Annotated in this window: 18 protein-coding genes and 1 pseudogene; 18 read left to right on the plus strand and 1 reads right to left on the minus strand. The window is 64.0% G+C overall.

The genetic code is table 11. The features are described from left to right. Positions 1-2 precede the first annotated feature (2 nt). The 9 genes from ccoO to KFB96_RS23470 all read left to right on the plus strand — a co-directional run bounded on the left by ccoO (position 3) and on the right by KFB96_RS23470 (position 8937). On the plus strand, positions 3-749 hold the full coding sequence (gene ccoO / locus KFB96_RS23430) for a cytochrome-c oxidase, cbb3-type subunit II (protein WP_213456316.1): 747 nt from the start codon (positions 3-5) through the stop codon (positions 747-749). Continuing rightward, on the plus strand, positions 742-957 hold the full coding sequence (locus KFB96_RS23435) for a cbb3-type cytochrome c oxidase subunit 3 (protein WP_213456314.1): 216 nt from the start codon (positions 742-744) through the stop codon (positions 955-957). Before ccoO ends, KFB96_RS23435 begins: the two co-directional genes overlap by 8 nt. Further along, positions 944-1858: a cytochrome-c oxidase, cbb3-type subunit III gene (gene ccoP / locus KFB96_RS23440; protein ID WP_213456312.1), complete on the plus strand. Its 915-nt coding sequence runs from the start codon at positions 944-946 to the stop codon at positions 1856-1858. Before KFB96_RS23435 ends, ccoP begins: the two co-directional genes overlap by 14 nt. Positions 1859-1935: 77 nt before the next feature. Further along, a complete protein-coding gene (locus tag KFB96_RS23445; protein WP_213456310.1) occupies positions 1936-2082 on the plus strand; it encodes a hypothetical protein in 147 nt (48 codons plus the stop codon). Between the two features lie 351 nt (positions 2083-2433). Continuing rightward, entirely contained in the window at positions 2434-3864 is a 1431-nt protein-coding gene (gene ccoG, locus KFB96_RS23450) for a cytochrome c oxidase accessory protein CcoG (protein WP_213456308.1), read from the plus strand. 103 nt (positions 3865-3967) lie between these two features. Continuing rightward, complete coding sequence (locus tag KFB96_RS23455; RefSeq protein ID WP_213456307.1) at positions 3968-4492, plus strand: FixH family protein; 525 nt, start codon at positions 3968-3970, stop codon at positions 4490-4492. A gap of 64 nt (positions 4493-4556) precedes the next feature. After that, positions 4557-7052 (plus strand): heavy metal translocating P-type ATPase, encoded by a 2496-nt coding sequence (locus KFB96_RS23460; RefSeq protein ID WP_213457019.1) that lies wholly within the window; start codon positions 4557-4559, stop codon positions 7050-7052. Between the two features lie 233 nt (positions 7053-7285). Then, positions 7286-7504, plus strand: a complete 219-nt coding sequence (ccoS, locus tag KFB96_RS23465) for a cbb3-type cytochrome oxidase assembly protein CcoS (RefSeq protein WP_213456305.1) — start codon at positions 7286-7288, stop codon at positions 7502-7504. Between the two features lie 440 nt (positions 7505-7944). After that, positions 7945-8937, plus strand: coding sequence for an IS110 family transposase (locus tag KFB96_RS23470; protein ID WP_213456072.1), 993 nt, complete (start codon positions 7945-7947; stop codon positions 8935-8937). Between the two features lie 758 nt (positions 8938-9695). Here KFB96_RS23470 and KFB96_RS23475 read toward each other — a convergent pair. After that, positions 9696-11330, minus strand: coding sequence for an alpha-D-glucose phosphate-specific phosphoglucomutase (locus tag KFB96_RS23475; RefSeq protein ID WP_213465327.1), 1635 nt, complete (start codon positions 11328-11330; stop codon positions 9696-9698). 305 nt (positions 11331-11635) lie between these two features. On the opposite strand from KFB96_RS23475, the gene htpG reads away from it, so the two are divergent. From htpG to tig, 9 genes and pseudogenes are all read left to right on the plus strand, one after another. After that, the gene (gene htpG, locus KFB96_RS23480; protein WP_213456303.1) at positions 11636-13555 is read left to right on the plus strand and encodes a molecular chaperone HtpG; all 1920 of its coding nucleotides are present in this window, start codon (positions 11636-11638) and stop codon (positions 13553-13555) included. A gap of 199 nt (positions 13556-13754) precedes the next feature. Further along, complete coding sequence (gene adk / locus KFB96_RS23485; RefSeq protein ID WP_213456301.1) at positions 13755-14414, plus strand: adenylate kinase; 660 nt, start codon at positions 13755-13757, stop codon at positions 14412-14414. Between the two features lie 181 nt (positions 14415-14595). Then, on the plus strand, positions 14596-14979 hold the full coding sequence (gene trxA, locus KFB96_RS23490) for a thioredoxin (RefSeq protein WP_213456299.1): 384 nt from the start codon (positions 14596-14598) through the stop codon (positions 14977-14979). Between the two features lie 38 nt (positions 14980-15017). Further along, on the plus strand, positions 15018-15521 hold the full coding sequence (locus KFB96_RS23495; RefSeq protein ID WP_213456296.1) for a DUF1249 domain-containing protein: 504 nt from the start codon (positions 15018-15020) through the stop codon (positions 15519-15521). 190 nt (positions 15522-15711) lie between these two features. Further along, positions 15712-16182: an Rrf2 family transcriptional regulator gene (locus KFB96_RS23500; RefSeq protein WP_120797402.1), complete on the plus strand. Its 471-nt coding sequence runs from the start codon at positions 15712-15714 to the stop codon at positions 16180-16182. Between the two features lie 139 nt (positions 16183-16321). Next, positions 16322-17248 (plus strand): 50S ribosomal protein L3 N(5)-glutamine methyltransferase, encoded by a 927-nt coding sequence (gene prmB, locus KFB96_RS23505; protein WP_213456294.1) that lies wholly within the window; start codon positions 16322-16324, stop codon positions 17246-17248. A gap of 202 nt (positions 17249-17450) precedes the next feature. Next, entirely contained in the window at positions 17451-18836 is a 1386-nt protein-coding gene (gene hemN, locus KFB96_RS23515; protein ID WP_213456292.1) for an oxygen-independent coproporphyrinogen III oxidase, read from the plus strand. A gap of 11 nt (positions 18837-18847) precedes the next feature. Next, positions 18848-19309: pseudogene (locus tag KFB96_RS23520) on the plus strand (AMP-binding protein); the annotation flags it as partial. A 171-nt stretch (positions 19310-19480) separates the two neighbouring features. Further along, positions 19481-20785, plus strand: coding sequence for a trigger factor (tig, locus tag KFB96_RS23525; RefSeq protein ID WP_366931453.1), 1305 nt, complete (start codon positions 19481-19483; stop codon positions 20783-20785). The last annotated feature ends 110 nt before the right edge of the window (positions 20786-20895 follow it).

Raw genomic sequence — 20895 nt, forward strand, 5'->3', positions numbered from 1 at the left:
TAATGGCCGATAAAAAGACGAAGCCGAAGTCCTTTCAGGAATGGATGGAGGTCAACATCTGGGGCCTGCTCATCGTGACGGCCCTGGTGCTGTCCGTGGGCGGGTTGGTCGAGATCGTCCCGCTCTTCTATATGAAGAACACCATGGAGCACAACACCTATCCGGAGATCGTGTGGGACAAGGCCGGTAAGGAGCCGATCGTGACGGTCGACGAGGCCGGCCGGCAGCAATGGAACTGGAAGCCGGGCGAGGGGATGCGTCCCTACACGGCGCTCGAGCTGGCCGGGCGTGACATCTATCAGCGCGAGGGGTGTTATCTGTGCCATTCGCAGATGATTCGTCCCTTCCGCGACGAGCGCGAGCGTTACGGGCACTACTCGCTGGCCTCCGAGTCCATGTTCGATCACCCCTTCCAATGGGGCTCGAAGCGCACCGGACCGGATCTCGCACGGGTCGGCGGTAAGTACTCGGACGAATGGCAGCGCCAGCACATGCGTGCACCGCGCTCCTTGGTCCCCGAGTCCGTGATGCCGGGTTACCCCTGGTTGGACGAGAACTATCTGAGCGGCAAGAGGATGCAGCGTCATATGCGCGGCATGCGGACCATCGGCGTGCCCTATTCGGATGTCGATATCGAGGCCGCTCCGGCTCTGGTGGAAGGCAAGACCGAGATGGATGCATTGGTGGCCTACATGCAGGTCCTGGGCACCATGGTCGCCCTCGACGAGTCCAAGACCTACCGTGAGTAGTCTCAGCGACTATTTTAAGACCGATTGGCAGGCGATGACGACGAACGATTGGATCGGCACGATCCTCACCGTCGTCATCTTCCTGCTGATGGTCGGCGCCTACTTCTACGTCTTCCGTCCCAAGAACCGGGAAAAGCTCGAAGCCATGAAGCATATCCCGTTCGAAGAGGACAACGAGAACACAGGAGACTCACATGGCCGAAAATAACCCCTTCCCCGGTGAGAACAATACCGGGCATGTCTGGGACGACAACCTGCGGGAACTGTCGAACCCGCCACCGCGGTGGTGGATGCTCGGATTCTGGGCGTCCATCCTCTTCGTCATCGTCTACACGATCCTCTACCCGAGCTGGCCCATCGGTCAGCAGGCGACACCCGGACTGTTGGGGTGGACGCAGATTCAGGAGTACGAGCGGGGTGTCGCTCAGGTGGACGCGAAGCGCGGTCCCTTCGAAGAGCAGATCAGCCAGATGACCGCCGAGGAGGTCATTGCCGATCCGGGGCTGCTGCAGTATACGCTGGCATCGGCCAAGGTCGTGTTCGGGGATTACTGTTCGGCCTGTCACGGCAGTGGCGGTCAAGGCAATCCCGGCTATCCCGTTTTGGCCGATGACGACTGGCTCTACGGCGGCTCGATCGCAAAGATCAAAGAGTCGATTACGAACGGGCGTAAGGGGGCCATGACCGCCCACGCGCGCATCCTCTCCCAAGATGAGATCGATGCGCTTGCCCGCTGGGTCGTCGAGATGAGCGATGGTGTCGAAGGCAGTGCGGAGGGTTGGGATCTGTATCGCGCAAAGGGCTGCAACGCCTGTCATGGCGAGAAAGCCAACGGCGTGCTGGCCGAGCTGCCCGGCGGAGAGATCGTCAGCGTCGGTGCCTCGAATCTGACCGACAGCCTCTGGCGCTTCGAGCCCGGCGGCTTCGAGAGCGCGCGTCACACCATCATGTACGGCGTCAACCAGCCGGGTGTTCCCGAAACCCGTGACGCGGTAATGCCGGCCTTTGGATCGGTCGCAAAGGTGGACGATGTCGAGGTTCGCAAGCTCAACGATCAGGACATCAAGAAGCTTGCCATCTATGTCCACCAGCTCGGCGGGGGCGGATGAGCCGAGCGGGATTGGGATGACGTGCGGGCTGTCTCACCGGTCCGCGTGAAACGATGGGTGCATGGGAGGAAATCGACATGACCGGAGGACTGACGTGGGACTTCGTGACTTTGATGTCGCTCGCGATGGTTGCCGTCGCGATCTTCATCATCGTATTCCTGGTCTACAAGGTCATCATCTTGATGAATCGGGATGCGGAGGCGCATAAGAACAACGAGCATTGAAGGCGTCGGACGTCGTGCCATGTCATCGAGGGGGATCTGAGATCCCCCTTTTTTTGTACCGAAAATGGCTTCCGAATCAACTGCTTGTGCTTGCGAAAACGCATGGCCAAAAGGTCGCGGGAGGCGTAAGCTGATTTATTGACGGACGTGGTGATCGGGTGACCTCGACCGAATGATCTCGACGGGCCGGAGTCGTTTTCGGGCAGATCAGTCCGACCGGGTTCGATCCCCGGGGCGTGATCGGTTACGCCACGCCTGCGTCGCTTCCCTCTTGCGCGCCATCACGATGCGCCCGAATCGCAATGACCAAGCGCGCCCGTCGTAACCTTGACCCCGTCGTGGAGATGGTCAGTGAGCACGAATCCTGTGGCAACCCAAACCGCCGTCGACGACCTCTATGCCGAGGCCGAGCATTGGCACGTCAATACCGGCGGGGAGACGATTCACGCCAAACGTCTTGCGGGGCGGTGGCGCACCATCAAGTGGGCGGCCGCGTCGGTCTGGTTGATCTACTTCCTGGGTCCTTACCTGCGTTGGGACGGCAGACAGGCGGTCCTCTTCGATATCCCGAATCGGCAATATCACATCTTCGGCGCGACGGTCCTTCCGCAGGACTTCTGGATGCTCTCGCTGTTGTTGCTGTTCTTCGCCATTCTGCTTGCCGTTGCAACAGCCTTGGTCGGCCGTGTCTGGTGCGGCTATTTTTGCTTCCAGACAGTATGGACGGACATCTACACTTGGATCGAGGAGAAGCTCGAAGGCAGTCCGCCACAACGCAGGAAGCTCGACAAGGCGCCCATGTCTCCGAGCAAGCTTCGGATCAAGGCGACGAAACATGCGCTCTGGCTGCTGATCGGCTTCATCACGGGAATCAGCTTCGTGGCCTGGTTTACGGAGGCTCCCGCACTGTGGGTGAGCTTCTTCGCCGGCGAGTCGGGTCCCGTGGCCTACATCACCGTGGCGCTCTTTACGGTCGGGACCTACGGCCTCGCCGGTTTCATGCGCGAGCAGACCTGCTTCTGGCTCTGTCCGTACGCGCGCATCCAAGGCGTCATGCTCGACAAAACGACCATCGTGCCGACCTACGATCTGTTGCGCGGCGAGCCGCGCGGACGTGTCAAGCGCGGTGAAACCGGCGAAACGCGCTCGGGCGGCGACTGTGTCGACTGCAACCAGTGTGTCGCCGTCTGTCCGACCGGTGTCGATATCCGTAACGGGCAGCAGGAAGGCTGCATCACCTGTGCGCTCTGCATCGATGCCTGCGATCAGGTGATGGATAAGGTCGGGCGTCCGCGCGGCCTGATCCGCTATGCATCGCTCGACGAGCTCGAAGGATTGTCCACCAAGAAACTCTTGCTGCGTCCGCGTGTCTGGGTTTACGCGGCGATCATGAGTATCGCATTGGCCGGCATCCTCTACGGGTTCTCGACCTTGGCGGCGATCGACCTGAAGGTCCTGCACGAGCGCGCGCCGCTGTACGTACGGCTCAGCGACGGATCCATACAGAACAAGTACACGCTGAAGATCCTCAACAAGATGCCCGAGGAGCTCGCCGTGCGGATCAGCGTGACCGGCCCGGACGGTCTGGTGCTCATGGGTGCAGACGATCCAATCGTGGCACCGCCGGGTGGAGTGACCCCCGCCATCGTCTTCGTGAAGGTGCCGAAGCGCTCGCTCGCGAGCGAGCAGCAGCCCGTGCAGTTTCACGTCGAAGCGGCGAGGCCGTCCGGCGCCCTGGTCGAGGCCGACCGCGAAAGCGTCTTCATCGCGCCGCGTCCCTAAACCGGTCCGGGCGATCGGGAGCCGACGCTGACGTCGGCTCTCTCAAAGCGGTTCCCGGGACATCCGGGGAATGGCGGTAAAGAGATCGAGGTAATAGAAAGCGATGAGCTCGACGACCCACACCACGGAAACCCCACCCAAACCGACCCCGGCGCTCCGCAGCCCCTGGGTTCTGGCCTCGATCGGGCTAATTATCACGGTGCTGGCCGTGAATCTGACCTTCGTGATCCTCGCGATCCGGACCAACCCGGGGTTGGTCAACGCAAACTACTACGAGCGCGGACAGGACTACGAGCGCACCATGATCTCGCGTCAAGCGCGCGATCCAGGTTGGCTGATGCGTGCGGATATCCCCCGACCGCTGACGGCGGGTGTGGAGGAGTCGATGAGGCTTGTCCTGGTCGATCATGCGGGTCAGCCCGTCGACGTCGACCAAGCGACCTTCTACGCCTACCGACCGTCGGACGTCTCGCGCGATTTCGCCCTGCCCATGATTCGCGAGGCCAAGGGGCGCTATCTGGCCGAGACATCCTTCCCTCTGATCGGCGTTTGGGACATCCTCATCGCCGTGCAGAGCGGCGAGGACGAATACAGCGTCGGCGAGCGTGTCAACGTCGCTCGCCCCTGAGGTCCGGGCGACACCGGGCTCGAGCCCGGAGTCGGAGGTGCACGCGGATGCGTCCTCCACCCGAATGCACTGCTTTCACTGCGGTCTTCCGGTCGCCGAATCCGCGCGCGAGACGGCCCACATTGCCGGGCGCGAGCGGTCCTTCTGCTGCACCGGCTGCAAGTCGGTCTGCGAGGCGATCTTTGCCGCGGGACTCGAGGGTTTCTACAAGCGCACCCCCGAGGGCGAGATCTTCGGTCCGCCCCCCGAGCCGCCGAAAGACCTGGCCGTCTTCGACCTGGATGCCGTGCAGGAGGAGTTTACCGACACGGCCGGCGAGTCGCGCGAGATCAATCTCCTGGTCGAAGGCATCCACTGCGCCGCCTGTGTCTGGCTGATCGAGAAGGGGCTTTGCGCCATGCCGGGGGTCGAGGAGGCCCGCGTCAACCTGACCGGTCGGCGGCTGCGCGTGCGCTGGGACAACGGCCGGCTGAAGCTCTCCAGGATCCTGCGCCGACTCGCCGATCTCGGCTATGCCGCCGCCCCCTTCGATCCCGAATCCGCCGAGGGTGCGATCGGACGCGAGAACCGCGCCATGCTCTATCGCATGGCCTGGGCCGGGTTCGCGATGATGAACCTCATGTGGATCTCGATCGCTCTCTATGCCGGCGCCGACCAAGGCGAATTCCGCGGTCTCTTTCAGTGGCTCGGCTTCTTGATCGCCACCCCCACGCTCCTGTATTCGGGCGCGCCCTTTTTCCGCGGTGCCTTGTCCGGTTTGCGCTCGGGCCATCTGAGCATGGATCTGCCGATCGCGATCGGTGTGACGACCACGTACGTCTACTCGCTCTATGTCACGCTCGGCATCTCGAGTATCGGCGACGTTTATTGGGACACCGTCGTCAATTTTCTCTTCGTTATCTTGGTCGGGCGATATCTCGAGGCGATCTCGCGCCGCAAGGCCGTGGCCTCGACACAACGGCTGCTCGATCTGCAGCCGAAGGTCGCGACCCGGCTGGACGGGGAGGACGGCCAGACCGAGTCGGTCGTCCCGGTGCGCGCACTCAAGCTCGGCGAGCGCGTGCTGGTGCGTCCCGGCGAGCGGATCCCGGTCGACGGCGAGGTGATCTCGGGCGGCAGCGGGGTGGACGAATCCATGCTGACCGGCGAGTCGCGATCGGTCTCCAAGACGCTCGGCGATCAGGTCGTTGCGGGCACCATCAATGGTGCCGGTGTCCTGACCGTGCGTATCGGTGCGCTGCTGCGCGAGACCGCGCTGGGTCGCATCATCCGGCTGGTCGAGGACGCGCAGGCCAGCAAGGCCCCGATTCAGCGACTTGCCGATCGGATCGTGCCCTGGTTCGTCGCGGCAACGCTCGGTCTGGCGACCCTGACCTTCCTGATCTGGATGCGGGTGGATGTCGAGGTCGCGGTCATGGCGGCGACGGCGGTGCTCATCATCACCTGCCCCTGTGCCTTCGGAATGGCCACGCCCATGGCGGTGGCAGTGGCGACCGGGCTTGCCGCCTCGCGCGGCATTCTGATCAAGAATGGCGCCGTGCTCGAGCGGCTCTCCTCGATCGATCATTTCGTCTTCGACAAGACCGGGACGCTGACTGTCGGACGGCCGACCGTGACCGGGCTCGCGAGTGCGCCCGGCCGTTGGCGCCTAATCGACGGACCACAGGATCTGACGCCCGAGGAGCGTGATGTCCTTGCCGGGCTCCAAGCCCTCGAACGGCTCTCCGAGCATCCGATCGCCGCAGCCATCCTGGACCTCTGTGTGCGTGCCGGGATCGACCGTATCGCCGCGCCGGTGGATGCGGTCGAGGTCGCGCCGGGTCTCGGGATCAAGGGGCAGGTCGACGGCGTGGAGATCCTCGCGGGCTCGCGGGCCTGGCTGGTCCGCAACGGCGTGCAGCCCTGGCCCGACGGGGACGAGCAGTCCGCTCATACCTCGGGTCTCGTCCATTGCGCGCGGTCCGGCCAAGAGGTGCTGCGGCTCGGCGTCGCCGATCCGCTGCGACCCTACGCCGCGCGCGTGATCGCGCGGATGCGCGAGCGCGGGATCCGGGTGACGCTTCTGACGGGCGATCGCCGCGAGACGGCCGAGGCGATCGCAGTCCAGCTCGGAGGCGGGGTCGAGGTCATCGCCGAGGTGATGCCCGAGGACAAGGATCGCGTGATCGCCGAGCTTCAGCGTGGCGGCCGTCGAGTCGCTATGGTCGGCGACGGTGTGAACGACGCGCCTGCCTTGGTGCGGGCGGATGTCGGTATCGCCATGGGGAGCGGGACCGATGTCTCGATCGCAAGCGCGGACATCGTGCTCATGTCCAGCGAGCTCGGGCGTGTCGAGGAGGCCGCCCGATTGTCGCGACGCACCCTTCGGACCATCCGCCAGAACATCGGCATTTCGGTGGTTTACAATCTCATCATGGTCCCGCTGGCGATGGCCGCGGTCATCACGCCCCTGATCGCCGCCATCTCGATGCCGCTCAGCTCGCTGGCGGTCATCGGCAACTCGGCACGAATTCGGGCGGTCTTCAAGCCGGGGGCGAGCGGCACCCCGCGCGAGCCGTGACCGAGCGGGCGCTTAAACCGCGCCCCACGCGGTATGCGATTTTTTTGGATGGGATCGGCCCCGGCAGATTAGACGACCGCTGGAGCCGGCGCGGTTTAAGAGATTAAAAAATATATGATTTTAAACCGCGTCCCCGCTAAGGGCGGTGGATGCACCAAGCGCCGAACTCACTTGAAAGTGAGCATCTCGCTCTGGACGCGGTTTAATGGCATGACGTGGAGGTTCGAACGACGATGGACGTAATCTACGGCCTGATTCCCGGCATGCTGGTCCTCGGACTCGCTGCGGTCGCCGTGCTCTTCTGGGCGACCCGAACCGGTCAATACGACGATATGGACGGCGACGGTCGGCGCATCCTCATGGACGAGGATGAGGAGGACGGCGACCCGCGGCGTGCGCCGGTGATGGACGCCGATCCCGAGCTGAATCCAACTGAATCCCGTCGAGAGTGATCCGCCAAGTGAGACGCGCCATCGACGCCGCACCAATCAAAGACCCCGGTAGACGACGGGATTCAGAAATTTAAAAACCAAAAAATTAATCACTTAGGCGATTTCCGGGAATGAGCATCCCGGCCGTGCATGCCTCCAATGGTTACCGGGCGACTAAAGTCGCCCCTTGTATGTTCTGTTCTGAAGGGATTGACAAGGAAAGCGATAAACGGACTTTATGAAGAGTGCCCGGGAAGCCGTTCGCCCCTGAAGCCTGGATGTCGTGTTCCGCTGTTCAGAGCTTGCATGTAGATGGGCTCCCCGCCCTCTTCGCCCATACCGAAGAGTATCCGAGGCCGTGGACATGTCCGGGAGCCTGCATACACAAGGTCGGTAGGCGAGGGTACAGGGTCGGGGAACCGGGAATCATAATATCGCGTTGCATCCTGAAGAGACAGACGATGAATACAGCCGGAATCGATGTGGCCCACAAGACCCTGGCGCTGGCCGTCAGCACCGAGGAGAAGCTCGGCAAGGTCCGCGAGTTTGCCAACACACCAAGCGGTCATGCCGCGCTGATTAAGGCCTTGCAAGGTGCGCGGGTGGAGCGGGTGTGCCTGGAGGCGACCGGCAGCTATCACCTGGACCTGGCGCTGGCCATCGATGCGGCCGGGTTGGCGCTCATGGTGCTCAACCCCAAGGCCGCCAAGCGCTTTGCCGAGGCATTGCAGACGCGCAACAAGAGCGATGCGGTCGATGCCGGGGTGCTGGCGCAGTTTGCCCGGCGCATGCCGTTCGAGCCATGGCGGCGCCCGGCGACCGAGGCACTGGAGCTGCGCGCCTGCGCCCGGCGCCTGGAGGCGTTGGTGGTCGATCGCACGCGGGCGAAGAATCAACTCCACGCGCTGCTGCAAAGCACGACCACGCCGGCCGTGGTGCTGGATGACGTGCGCCTGAGCATCCACCAGTACACCGCCCGGATTGATGCCCTGCGTGACTGGGCCGATGCGCGCATCAGCGCCGACGAGGAGCTTGCGCAGGTCTACCGGCTGCTCACCGGCATCCCCGGCATCGCCGCCGCCAGCGCCATCCAGCTCATGGGTGAGCTGCTGGTGCTGCCCGAGGACATGCGTGCCAAGCAATGGGTCGCCCTGGCCGGACTGGATCCGCGCCAGAGCACCTCGGGCACCAGCGTGAACAAACCCCCGCGCCTGAGTAAGGCCGGCAACGCCCACCTGCGCAAGGCGCTGTTCATGCCCGCGCTGAGCGCCGCGCGCCATGAACCGCACGTCAACAGCTACTACACGCATCTCATCGAAGCGCGCGGCCTGAAGAAGATTCAGGCCATCTGCGCGGTCATGCGCAAATTGCTGCATGCCATCTATGCCATGCTCAAGCACCGCCAAGCGTTCGACGGCAGCCGCTTCTGCTTGCTTCGCGAGGCCGCGGCATGAGCACCTCGGCGATGTCCGCCACGGCACCCTCCTCGGTTGGCCCGACAGCACGCGCGTGGCCGTCCAAGAGCCGCCGACAAGACGAGCGCGTTCAACCACCACGGCGCAGGGCATTCATTGATCAAAAACCAGCAGCAGTCGCGTCGCAGACGCTCGCAGCCAGCAGCGGCTTCAGTGCGGCGCAGTGTGGGCAACGGGTGAATGAGTGTGGTCAAGGTGGGGGCAACCCGCCGGGAGCGGGTTGTCCCCGGCTTGTCCACACGCCCGCTTGCGGCATTCACGTGTTGTCCACACGGAGTCCGCCCGCGCCCCACCCGCAGCCAAGCCCCATCCATCATCGAAGGTGGGTCCGATGGGGTTGGCAGCTGCTCAACGACCATCCCGCCGAAACAACGATGAGGATAGAAAAAAATGATGGATAGGAGGCAAATCGGACTTGCGTCAGAACAGAGTATCTACATGTTGGTCGATGCATTCCCGGAAATCACCTTAAACTGCGGCAGCCACCGACGATCCAGGGGACTGCGGCATCACCCGAGTCCACGGGCCTCCCAAACCCCAAGAGGGCCGCAGTTTAATTCTGAAGTCGTTTTGGAGGCGTTTGTATCCCCGGACTCAATCTACTCTGGCACGGATCACTTCCTTGGAGAACTCGCTCGCTTGAGGCGTTGATGATCTTGCCACGCCAGCTCCGACAGTCGTCGGAGCTGGCGTGGCCAAGCCACTCAACACATGACGCATACCGCACCGGGCGCGGTTTAGGTGACGACGTCCGGCTCGCTGCGCCCGGTGCGTGCCTCGATCTGCCCGAGCTCGCGCGCGATCAGGATCAGCGGCTGCATGGCCTCTTGGGTCTCCTGCCCGTGACGCTCGGGATCCGGCTCGAAGAACTCCAGATAGATTCGAAGCGTGGCACCCTCGGTGCCCGTGCCCGAGAGACGGAAGACGATTCGCGCGCCGCTCTCGAAGCCGATGCGGATGCCCTGACGCTCCGAGCGGCTGCCGTCGATCGGGTCGGTGTAGGCAAAATCATCCGCGTAGCTCACCGTCTGAGCCCCGAGCCGCCGACCGGGCAGGCCGGAGAGCAGGATCCGCAGGTGGTCCATCAGGCCCTCCGCCGCAGTCGCATCGACCTCTTCGTAATCGTGTCGGGTGTAGAAGTTGCGACCGAAACGGCGCCAGTGCTCGCTCAGGATCTCGGCGACCGACTGTTGACGCACGGCCAGCAGGTTCAGCCAGAAGAGCACGGCCCAGAGGCCGTCCTTCTCGCGGACATGATCCGATCCGGTGCCGAAGCTCTCTTCGCCGCAGAGCGTGATGCGACCGGCGTCGAGCAGATTGCCGAAGAACTTCCAGCCCGTCGGGGTCTCGAAGCACTCCACGCCCAGCTGCTCGGCGACACGATCCGCGGCCTGGCTGGTCGGCATGGAGCGCGCGACGCCGCGGATGCCGGCGCGATAGCCGGGAACCAGATGCGCATTCGCCGCAAGGACCGCGAGGCTGTCGCTCGGTGTGACGAAGCAGTGCTTGCCGAGGATCATGTTGCGGTCGCCGTCGCCGTCCGAGGCGGCGCCGAAGTCCAGCGCGTCCGGTCCCTCGGTCATGGCCACCAGCTCTTTGGCATGCGCGAGATTCGGATCCGGATGCCCGCCGCCGAAGTCCTCCAAGGCTTCGCCGTTCAGGACGGTGCCCGGTGCCGCGCCCAAGCGCGTCTCGATGATCTCCTTGGCATAGGGTCCGGTCACGGCATGCATGGCGTCGAAGCGCATGCGGAAGATGCCGGAATTGAACAACTGATGGATGGCGTTGAAGTCGAAGAGCGACTCCATCAGTTCGGCGTAATCGCTCACCGGGTCGATGATCTCGACCTCCATGTCGCCGATTCGCACCGTGCCGAGGGTATCCAGATCGGTCGCCGGGCAGTCGAGCGTGCGGTATTCGCGGATCGTTTGGGTCCGCGCGAAGATGGCGTCGGTCACCGACTCCGGCGCGGGTCCGCCTGCCGCGATGTTGAACTTGATGCCGAAGTCGCCGTCCGGGCCGCCCGGGTTGTGGCTCGCCGAGAGGATGATCCCGCCGCGGGTGCGGTACTTGCGGATGACGCAGGAGGCGGCCGGTGTCGAGAGGATCCCGCCACGCCCGACCAGCGCCCGTTTGACCCCGTTGGCGGCCGCCATGCGCAGGATGGTTTGGATCGCCTCGCGGTTGTAGTAACGTCCGTCACCGCCGACGACCAGTGTCCCGCCCGCGACATCGGTTTGGGTGTCGAAGATCGCCTGAACGAAGTTTTCCAGATAGTGCGGCTGCCGGAACACCCGGACCTTCTTACGCAGGCCGGAGGTGCCGGGGCGCTGCCCCTCGAATGGCGTTGTGGTGATCACTTGCGGTTGCATCTTCAACCCCTTGACGTGTATTGACATGGCTGGCTCCGGTCGTGACACCGCCGGCTGCGGGCGCGAGGGCGCGTGTTCAATCGCGTCGGGTCAGCGGCGTCGGCCGGCTCTGTCGGCGATGCAGCTTCCCGTCCCGAAAGACGTACTCGCGCGGCATTGTATCCCCGCGAGCCCATGCGACAATACCGGATCGGCTCGGGTGCACGCCGCCGGGTCCGCTCGACGAGTGTCGGACACAAGGGCGCGTCCTCGGGATACTCCCATCAATTCAGTTGGATCGAAGAACGATCGAGGTACTAGAGACGATGACAGTCGAAGCGCACAAAGAAACACTGGAGTTCAAAGCGGAGGTCAGCCAGGTGCTGGATCTCGTCATCCGGTCGCTGTACTCAAACAAGGAGATCTTTCTGCGCGAGCTGGTCTCCAACGCCTCCGATGCGGCCGAGAAGCTGCGTTTCGAGGCGCTCAGCGACGACGGACTCTACGAAGGCGAGAGCGATCTGCGCATCCGGGTCGAGGTCGACAAGGAGGCCGGTACGCTGAGCGTGTCGGACAACGGGATCGGGCTCAGCCGCCAGGAAGTGATCGACACCATCGGCAGTATCGCCAGCTCCGGGACGCGTCGTTTCGTCGAGGCACTCTCGGGCGACCAGGCCAAGGACAGCAAGCTGATCGGCCAGTTCGGCGTGGGTTTCTACTCCGCCTTCATCATCGCGGACAAGGTCACCCTGATCTCGCGTCGCGCCGGTCTGGGTGCCGAGCACGGGGTGCGTTGGGAGTCCGACGGCCGCGGTAGCTTTACCCTGGAGACGCTCGAGAAGCCCGGACGCGGCACCGACGTCATCCTGCACCTGAAGGAGGAGGAGAAGGAGTTCCTGGACGCCTGGTGTCTGCGCAGCATCATCGGCAAGTTCTCCGACCATCTCGCTCTGCCGGTGGAGATGCGCAAGGAACTGTACGGCGAAGAGGCCGAGAAGGCCAAGGATGCACCGCCCGAGTACGAGCAGGTCAACCGCGGCACCGCGCTGTGGATGCGCAACAAGTCGGAGATCACGGAGGAGGAGTATCACGACTTCTACAAGCACGTTTCGCACGACTTCGATGTCCCGCTCGCCTATGCCCACAACCGGGTCGAGGGGACGAACGAGTACACCACGCTGCTCTTCGTGCCCAAGCGTGCGCCCTGGGATCTGTGGGAGCGCGACGCCAAGCACGGCGTGAAGCTCTATGTGCGCCGCGTCTTCATCATGGACGAGGCCGACAAGCTGATGCCGCACTATCTGCGCTTCGTCAAGGGCGTGGTCGACTCCGACGACATGCCGCTGAACGTCTCGCGCGAGATCCTGCAGCACAATCGCAAGATCGACACCATCCGTCAGGCCAACACCAAGCGCATCCTCGGGCTCCTGGGCACCCTGGCCAAGGACGAGCCGGAGAAGTACGGTGAGTTCTGGGGCGAGTTCGGCCGCGTGCTCAAGGAAGGCCCGGGCGAGGACTTTGCGAACAAGGAGCGCATCGCCGGCCTGCTGCGCTTCGCCAGCACCCGGAGCGAGAGCGATGCCCAGCGCGAGTCGCTCGACGGCTACCTGGAGCGGATGAAGGACGGCCAGGAGAAGATCTACTACATCACCGCCGACAGCGCCGCGGCGGCGCGTCACAGCCCGCATCTCGAGGTCTTCCGCAAGAAGGGCATCGAGGTGCTGTTGATGTCCGACCGCGTCGACGAGTGGCTGGTCGGTCATCTCACCGAGTATAAGGGCAAGGCGCTGCACTCGGTCGCCAAGGGCGATCTGGATCTCGGTGACTTGGCCGACGCCGAAGAAAAAGAGGCGAAGGAGAAGGCCGCGGCCGAACACGGCGGTCTGCTCGATCGGCTCAAGTCCGCCTTGGGCGAGCGTGTCGAGTCGGTCCGGCCGAGCACCCGTCTGGTCGACTCCCCGGCCTGTCTGGTCGTCGGCGAGCACGACATGAGCGCCAATCTGGCGCGCGTGCTCAAGGCGGTCGGTCAGAGCGCGCCGGAGAGCAAGCCGATCCTGGAGGTCAACATCGGGCATCCCTTGGTCAAACGCCTGGAGTCCGAGACCCAAGACGACCGCTTTGCCGACCTCGCGCTGATTTTGCTCGACCAGGCGCAGCTCGCCGAAGGCGGCCATCTCGACGATCCTGCGGCCTTCGTCGGGCGTTTGAACAAATTGATGCTCGGCATGCTGATGTCCGGCCGCTGACGCTGAATCCCGCGGCAACGCCGCGTCGATGACTCGCGCCCGCCGAGAGCGGCGGGCGCGATGGCGCCGGGCGTTCCGCGGAGCGTCATCCGGCCATAAGCTCGCCCGATCCCGCAATGGATATGTTCTGTGGTCCTGTCGAATCGGACTGTGGCACACTCGGGTGCACCTTTTAAAAACATCACAGGGGGAAAGCGATATGCGCGTCATCCTATTGGGCGGCCCGGGCGCGGGAAAAGGCACGCAGGCCGGCTTCGTCAAGGAGCACTTCAAGATTCCGCAGATCTCGACCGGCGATATGCTGCGTGCGCACGTCAAGCAGGGGACCGATCTGGGTAACGCGGCCAAGAAGATCATGGACGAAGGTGGCCTGGTCTCGGACGACATCATCATGGGCATGGTGAAGGCGCGCATCCTTGATGAGGACTGCCGGAGCGGCTACCTGTTCGACGGCTTTCCGCGCACACTGGGCCAGGCCGATGCCTTGAAGGAGGCAGGCGTCGGGATCGACGTGGTGGTCGAAATCGACGTGCCGGACGAAGAGATCATTCGACGCATGTCGGGTCGTCGCGTCCATCCGGCCTCGGGTCGAACTTACCATGTGGTCTTCAATCCGCCCAAAGAGGCCGACAAGGACGACGAGACCGGCGAGCCGCTGATCCAGAGGGACGACGACCGCGAGGACACGGTGAAGGAACGGTTGCGCGTCTATCACGACCAAACCGAGCCGCTGATCAACTACTACTCCACCTGGGCCGAGCAGGGCGGCGATGACGCGCCTCGCTACGTCAAGGTGACCGGGATCGGCTCCGTCGACGGGATTCGCGACGAGATCATCGCGAAACTCTCCGCACGCTGACGCCGTTCCGAGCGCGTGTCGCCGACACGCAGCACCCGGTGTCGGGTCCGGCCGTGCCGGCCCGACCGGTGCGCGCGCCGGGCAATAGACCTGTTTCGAGTCGGTGAAACTGCCGAAGGACAGGGATTCTGATACCATCTGCGGCAACGCTTCATCGCCGAATTGATCGCAGGATAAGCTTATGGCCGTAATCGAGCTCGACGGGACCAATTTCGAACAAACGATCCAAGACAACGCCTTTGTCGTCGTGGACTTCTGGGCACCCTGGTGCGGTCCGTGCCGATCTTTCGCGCCCGTCTACGAGAAGGTGTCCGAGGACGTTGCCGATGTCGTCTTCGCCAAGATCAACACCGAAGAACAGCAAGAGATCGCGGCTCACTTCAACATTCGCTCGATCCCGACCCTCATGATCTTCCGCGAGCAGATCATCATCTTCTCGCAGCCCGGCGCGCTTCCGGAGAGTCAGTTTCGAGATCTCCTGACCAAGGCCGGGGAGCTCGACATGGTCGAGGTCAAGCGTCAGATCGCAGATCAGGCTCAGGCCCAGGCATCCGGCAACGCTTAGCTCGACAGTCGCGCACCCCTCTCTCGGTTCCGGTCTCGATGCAGCGCGCTAGCCACCCTTGGGCGACCGCCTGCGTCCTGTCGGGTCGCCCCAATATCGGCGCGCTCATGAGTCTCTGCGAAGAGAACTTCGCGCGCCTCTCCCGTTTGGTCCCGGACCTGGTCGCGCGCCCCTCGGGTGTCTACGGATCCTGTTGCAGCGAAGGGGTCGATCTCTATCTCGAAGTCGAAGAGCAGGCGCGCTTCACGACCCTTCTTCGGTTGACTTATCTCTTTCCCGTTCAAGGGGTTGTGCTCCCGGATCCGGATGCCCGCCTGAGGGTCTATCACGACGCCCGTCAGGTCGAGGTGATCGATCTGCGTCAGACGGTTCTGCCGCTGCGGGCCGATTATCGTGCGCCGGCGCTCGCCGAGAAGTGGCAAGCGAATGTCTTCATCGGCAAATGGCTGACGTATTGTTTACGGCAGGGGCGCGTCTTCGCAGATGCGCCGGTCACTCCGCCGACGTTTGCCTCCGGCACACGCGTCACGCTCTGCCCCTAGCGCACTCTGCGTGCGGCCCTGGCCCGCGAGATCGTCCCTCCGGCCCCTTCTTTCGAGACCCCTTCCCCGGCGACCGATCACGCGGTTGCGCATTGAAATGTCGAAATTGTTGACTACTTAACTGGAGGATACCGGGCGACCTCGCGACGAACCGCGCGCCCGTCGGCACACTCACTCCAGGCATCCTACGATGAGACTATCGACGAAAGGCAGATATGCGGTAACCGCTATGCTCGATCTTGCTCTGCACTCCGGCAATGGGCCGGTAACGCTGGCGGACGTCTCGGTGAATCAAGGGATCTCGCTGTCGTATCTCGAGCAACTCTTTGCCGCGCTGCGCAGCAAGAAGCTCGTGCGCGGCGTGCGCGGACCGGGTGGAGGCTACTATCTCGGCCGGCCGGCCGAGGAGATCTCGATCGCCAACATCATCTGCGCCGTCGACGAGTGGGTGGAGTTCACCCGCTGCGGCGGTCGCGAGAACTGCCGGGACGGGCAGCGTTGTCTGACGCACCATCTGTGGGATCAGCTCAGCGACGAAATCTTCCGATTTCTCAGCGACATCTCGCTGCAGGACTTGGTCGACCGCGGCCGCGCTCGACCCGGCGCGCCCAAGATCGGGGTCGAGGAGCTCGAAGACGACGCCAAACGCCGCGCGGCATAGCCGACCCGCCGCGGCATCCCGGGGCGGGACCCGCATCCGCCCCGTCTCGACGCCGCCCGGCAACGGGGCTGAACAGGGGCTCGCGGTAGTGGTATCCTGCAGCGCTGGATTCACTGACGCGTTCTCTTCGATACTTCGTATGGCCGAGCAGCCGGATGGTTTGATCACGATACAAGACTTCGTGCGGTGGGGCGCAAGCCGCTTCAATGCCGCCGGGCTTTTCTTCGGTCACGGGACCGACAACGCTCTCGACGAGGCCGCTCACCTGGTCCTTGGTGCCTTGACCTTGGATCCTGGACTGCCCGCCGCCTTTCGCGACTGTCGGTTGACGCCGGCCGAGCGCGTACTGGTGTGCAACATGCTCGAGCGCCGCGTCCTGGAGCGTCTTCCGGCGGCCTACCTGACCGGGCGGACCTGGTTTGCCGGTCTGGAGATGATCGTGACACCGGATGTCCTGGTGCCGCGCTCGCCGATCGCCGAGCTGGTCGAGGCCGGATTCGAGCCCTGGATCGACGGCGAAATCGTCTGTCGTGTGCTGGACTTGTGTTGCGGGAGCGGTTGTATCGGCGTGGCAGCGGCCGTGCACCTGCCGGATGTGGACATCGACCTGGTCGACATCTCGCCCGACGCCTTGGACGTGGCAAGACGCAACGTTGCACGCCACGGGGTCGAGGACCGGGTTCGCGTCTTTGCCTCGGATCTGTTCGGGTCCCTTCCGAACGACCGCTACGACGTTATCGTCTCCAACCCTCCGTACATCTCGCGCTCCGAGCTGGATTCCCTGCCGCTCGAGTACCGCAACGAGCCCGAGTTGGGTCTTTTCGGCGGCGAAGACGGTCTGGATCTTGTCGTGCGGATCCTGGCGGATGCTGCAAGCCATCTGACCGACGAGGGCATCCTGATCGTCGAGGTCGGGAGCGCCGCGCCGGAGCTCGAGCGCCGCTTGCCGAGCGTGCCCTTCACCTGGATCGAGTTCGAGCGCGGCGGGGAGGGCGTCTTCCTGCTGACGCGCGAGCAGCTCGATCGCCACCAGCTCGAGCTGCTCGAAGAGGCCACGGCCCGATGAGCTTGCCTCGCGCGGGAGGATCTGCCGTTCATGGATCCGGCCGGCAAGCATGCGGAAGAGATTCCATTCCATACCCTGCTCAAATCGATCAACGAGACGCACCGTCGCGGCCTCGATGTCGGCGGGGATGATGCCTGAGACAGGCGCTACGAACATGGCCGAGCGGGTGTCGCAGCCGACCCCGCGGCCGGAGGGTTGAACGGTGGAACAAGGTATTTCATTCGATCTGGATCTGATCCGTCGCTACGATCAAAGCGGCCCTCGGTATACCTCGTATCCGACCGCGGTGGAGTTCGACGAATCCTTCGACGCCGCGGCCTACCGCGCGGCCTGCGAGCGCAGCAATCACAGCGGTCGTCCGCTCTCGCTCTATTTCCACATCCCCTTCTGCGACACCGTTTGCTTCTACTGCGCCTGCAACAAGATCGCGACCAAGGACCGCTCCTTGGCCCCGCCCTATCTCGAGCGCGTCTACAAGGAGCTCGCCCTGCAGTCGGAGCTGTTCGATAAGTCCCGTGTGGTCGAGCAGCTGCATTGGGGCGGCGGTACGCCGACCTTCCTCAGCCACGCTCAGATGACCGAGCTGATGGAGACGACGCGCCGGCACTTCAACCTGGCCGGGGACGATGTCGGCGAGTACTCGATCGAGATCGATCCGCGCGAGGCCGATGCCCCCGGTGTTGCGCTGCTGCGCCGTCTGGGCTTCAACCGGATGAGTCTGGGCGTGCAGGACTTCGACCCGCGCGTTCAGCAGGCCGTGAACCGCATCCAGACCGAGGCCGAGACCATGGCCGTGCTCGAGGCGGCCCGCTCGGAGGGTTTCCGCTCGATCAGCATCGACCTCATCTACGGCCTGCCGTTCCAGACGCCCGAGAGCTTCGCGCGCACCCTCGAGCGCATCATCGCGGTCGATCCGGAGCGTCTTTCCGTCTTCAACTACGCGCATCTGCCCGAGCGCTTCAAGCCGCAACGGCGGATCAACGAGGCCGATCTGCCCGCGCCCGAGGCGAAGCTCGACATCCTCCAGTCGACAATCGAGCGCCTGACCCAGGCCGGCTACGTCTATATCGGCATGGACCATTTCGCCCGCCCGGACGACGAGCTGGCCCGCGCCCAGCAGGCCGGGACCCTCTATCGCAACTTCCAGGGCTACTCCACCCACGCAGACTGCGATCTGATCGGGATCGGGGTGACCTCCATCGGCAAGATCGACAACACCTACGGCCAGAATCGGCGCGGGCTCGAGGAGTACTACGCGGATCTCGACGCCGGGCGTCTGCCGGTCTTCCGCGGCATCGAGCTGACCCGCGACGATCTGATTCGCCGCGATATGATCACCCGTCTGATCTGTCACTTCGAGCTGGACATCCCGTCCGCCGAGGCGGCCTGGGACATCCGCTTCGACGACTATTTCGCCGACGCCCTGATGAAGCTGCGCGACATGGCCGGCGACGGCCTTCTGGAGGTCGATGCGCAGAAGATCCGCATCCTCCCGCGCGGGCGTCTCCTGGTGCGCAACATCTGCATGGCCTTCGACGCCTATCTGGCCACCAAGACCGGGCCGATCGGCTTCTCGAAGGTGATCTGACGGCGACTTCGATGGTGGGCAACGGCGTCTCGCCGGACATCCCTGCGCGGTTTCGGGCGGCGGCGGCAAGGTTCGGCGAGTCAATCGGCGTCTGCTCCGATCAGGGTAATTGGAGTTACGCCGCGCTCGACGGCCCGACCGATGTGGCCGTGCGGGTGCGGATCGGTGCGGCCCCCTCGGGCGATCCGGCGATGCTGGATTTCGCCGCCATGATGCGCAGTGCGGAGCCTGTACCGGTCCGAGCGCGCGATCCGCGGCACGCGACCGCCGCGATCCTCTACACCTCCGGCACCACCGGTCGTCCCAAGGGCGCCATGTTGTCCCACGCCAATCTGATTGCGAACGCCGATGGCGTCACGCAGGCGCTCGGGCTCACACCGGCCGATCGCATCCTGGTCGTACCCCCGATGTTTCACGCCTTTGCCGCGACCGTCGGTGTGCTGACCCCGCTGCTGCATGGGCTCGGGATCGTGCTCGACACGGCGTGAGCGCCCGGGTCATCCGATAGAGTGGTATCCGATAGCGTTCGCCACGGCCGGTCCGTGCGCTATACTGGACAGCTTTTATGCGGTTTGGGCGCCTCTGCCCGATCCAAGATTCAACAACCTAGGGACCCTCTCGGCGAGGGGGCCGAGCGGAGAGACATGATGCAGGTTTCGGTGGAGACGGGCGAGGGACTGGAGCGACGGATGAAGATCGATCTGCCTTTCGAGCAGATCGCGGCCGAGGTGGAGAAGCGCTTGCAGAAGCTCGGTCGCAGCGCACGCGTGCCCGGATTTCGGCCGGGTAAGATACCCATGAAGGTGCTGCGTCAACGCTATGGCGATGCCGTGCACCAAGAGGTCTTCGGCGAGCTCGTCGAGTCCAGCTTCTCCGAGGCGCTCCTGCAGGAATCGCTGCGTCCCGCGGGGATGCCGCGCATCGAGCCTGCGATCGATCCGGTCGAGCAGCGTTTCGGCTATACGGCGATCTTCGAGGTTTTGCCGCAGGTGGAGGTTGTCTCCCTCGCCGGGCGCGTCGTGAAGGCACCGGTCGCCGAGATCACCGACGAAGACATCGATGCGATGGTCGAGCGGCTGCGTCGGCAGCACGCGACCCGGCAACCGGTGGAGCGAGCCGCCGCGACGGGCGATCTTCTGACCATCTCCTTCAATGGAACCCTCGACGGCGAGCCCTTCGAGGGCGGCTCCGCTTCCGGGGTCAAGCTCGAGCTGGGCACGGGTCGCATGATCCCGGGATTCGAGGAAGGCTTGATCGGCGCCTCGGCCGGCGAGGCGCGCACGCTCGATCTCGTGTTTCCCGATCCCTATCAGGCCGAGCATCTCGCCGGCAAGCCGGTCCGTTTCGAAGTGACGGTCGAGGCGGTGGAGGAGTCCGTTCTGCCCGAGGTCGATGCAACCTTCATCGAGGCGTTCGGTGTTGCCGACGGTGATGTCGCGCGTTTTCGCGAAGACGTGCGCCAAAACATGGGACGGGAGATGAAACAGCGGCTCGACGCCCGCAGAAAAGACGCGGTGATGGACCTGCTCCTCGAGGCCCACGAGATCGCGCTGCCCGGCGTCTTGATTCAGGAGGAGATCCGCGCGATGAAGGCGCAGATGCTCGAGACGCTCGGCTCCAAGGAGATCGCGCTCCCGGACGGGCTGTTCGACGAAGCCGCGAAGCGACGTGTCGCGCTCGGACTCATCATCGGCGAGATCGTGAAACAGCAAGGGCTTCGCCCCGATGCGCAGCGGGTCCGCGCGGCGGTCGAGGAGAACGCCTCGACGTACGAGCATCCGCAGGCGGTCGTCGATTATTTCTATTCCGACCCCAAGCACCTTGCCTCGGTCGAGAGCCTCGTGCTCGAGGGTCACGTCGTCGACTGGGTGTTGGAACAGGTCGAAGTCGAGGAAGATCCACTGACCTTCGCCACCTTGTCCGAGTCGGGCCCGCGTCCGGGCGTTTGACGACAGCGGCTATGACGTCCGGTATCCGTGCGCCGGTCAGGCACACATCCGCGCGCGGCGATCATCCGCGGGCGGATGTCGGTTTTGTTCATTCTGAACGCGAATCAAGG

The sequence above is a fragment of the Thiocapsa sp. genome (assembly GCF_018399035.1).
GTDB lineage: Bacteria > Pseudomonadota > Gammaproteobacteria > Chromatiales > Chromatiaceae > Thiocapsa.

Coding starts and splice junctions, on each gene's coding strand:
- ccoO (WP_213456316.1), top strand. CDS start 3: ATGGCCGATAAAAAGACGAAGCCGAAGTCCTTTCAGGAATGGATGGAG.
- ccoP (WP_213456312.1), top strand. CDS start 944: ATGGCCGAAAATAACCCCTTCCCCGGTGAGAACAATACCGGGCATGTC.
- KFB96_RS23445 (WP_213456310.1), top strand. CDS start 1,936: ATGACCGGAGGACTGACGTGGGACTTCGTGACTTTGATGTCGCTCGCG.
- KFB96_RS23455 (WP_213456307.1), top strand. CDS start 3,968: ATGAGCTCGACGACCCACACCACGGAAACCCCACCCAAACCGACCCCG.
- KFB96_RS23460 (WP_213457019.1), top strand. CDS start 4,557: ATGCACTGCTTTCACTGCGGTCTTCCGGTCGCCGAATCCGCGCGCGAG.
- ccoS (WP_213456305.1), top strand. CDS start 7,286: ATGGACGTAATCTACGGCCTGATTCCCGGCATGCTGGTCCTCGGACTC.
- KFB96_RS23470 (WP_213456072.1), top strand. CDS start 7,945: ATGAATACAGCCGGAATCGATGTGGCCCACAAGACCCTGGCGCTGGCC.
- KFB96_RS23475 (WP_213465327.1), bottom strand. CDS start 11,330: ATGCAACCGCAAGTGATCACCACAACGCCATTCGAGGGGCAGCGCCCC.
- htpG (WP_213456303.1), top strand. CDS start 11,636: ATGACAGTCGAAGCGCACAAAGAAACACTGGAGTTCAAAGCGGAGGTC.
- adk (WP_213456301.1), top strand. CDS start 13,755: ATGCGCGTCATCCTATTGGGCGGCCCGGGCGCGGGAAAAGGCACGCAG.
- trxA (WP_213456299.1), top strand. CDS start 14,596: ATGGCCGTAATCGAGCTCGACGGGACCAATTTCGAACAAACGATCCAA.
- KFB96_RS23495 (WP_213456296.1), top strand. CDS start 15,018: ATGCAGCGCGCTAGCCACCCTTGGGCGACCGCCTGCGTCCTGTCGGGT.
- KFB96_RS23500 (WP_120797402.1), top strand. CDS start 15,712: ATGAGACTATCGACGAAAGGCAGATATGCGGTAACCGCTATGCTCGAT.
- prmB (WP_213456294.1), top strand. CDS start 16,322: ATGGCCGAGCAGCCGGATGGTTTGATCACGATACAAGACTTCGTGCGG.
- tig (WP_366931453.1), top strand. CDS start 19,481: ATGATGCAGGTTTCGGTGGAGACGGGCGAGGGACTGGAGCGACGGATG.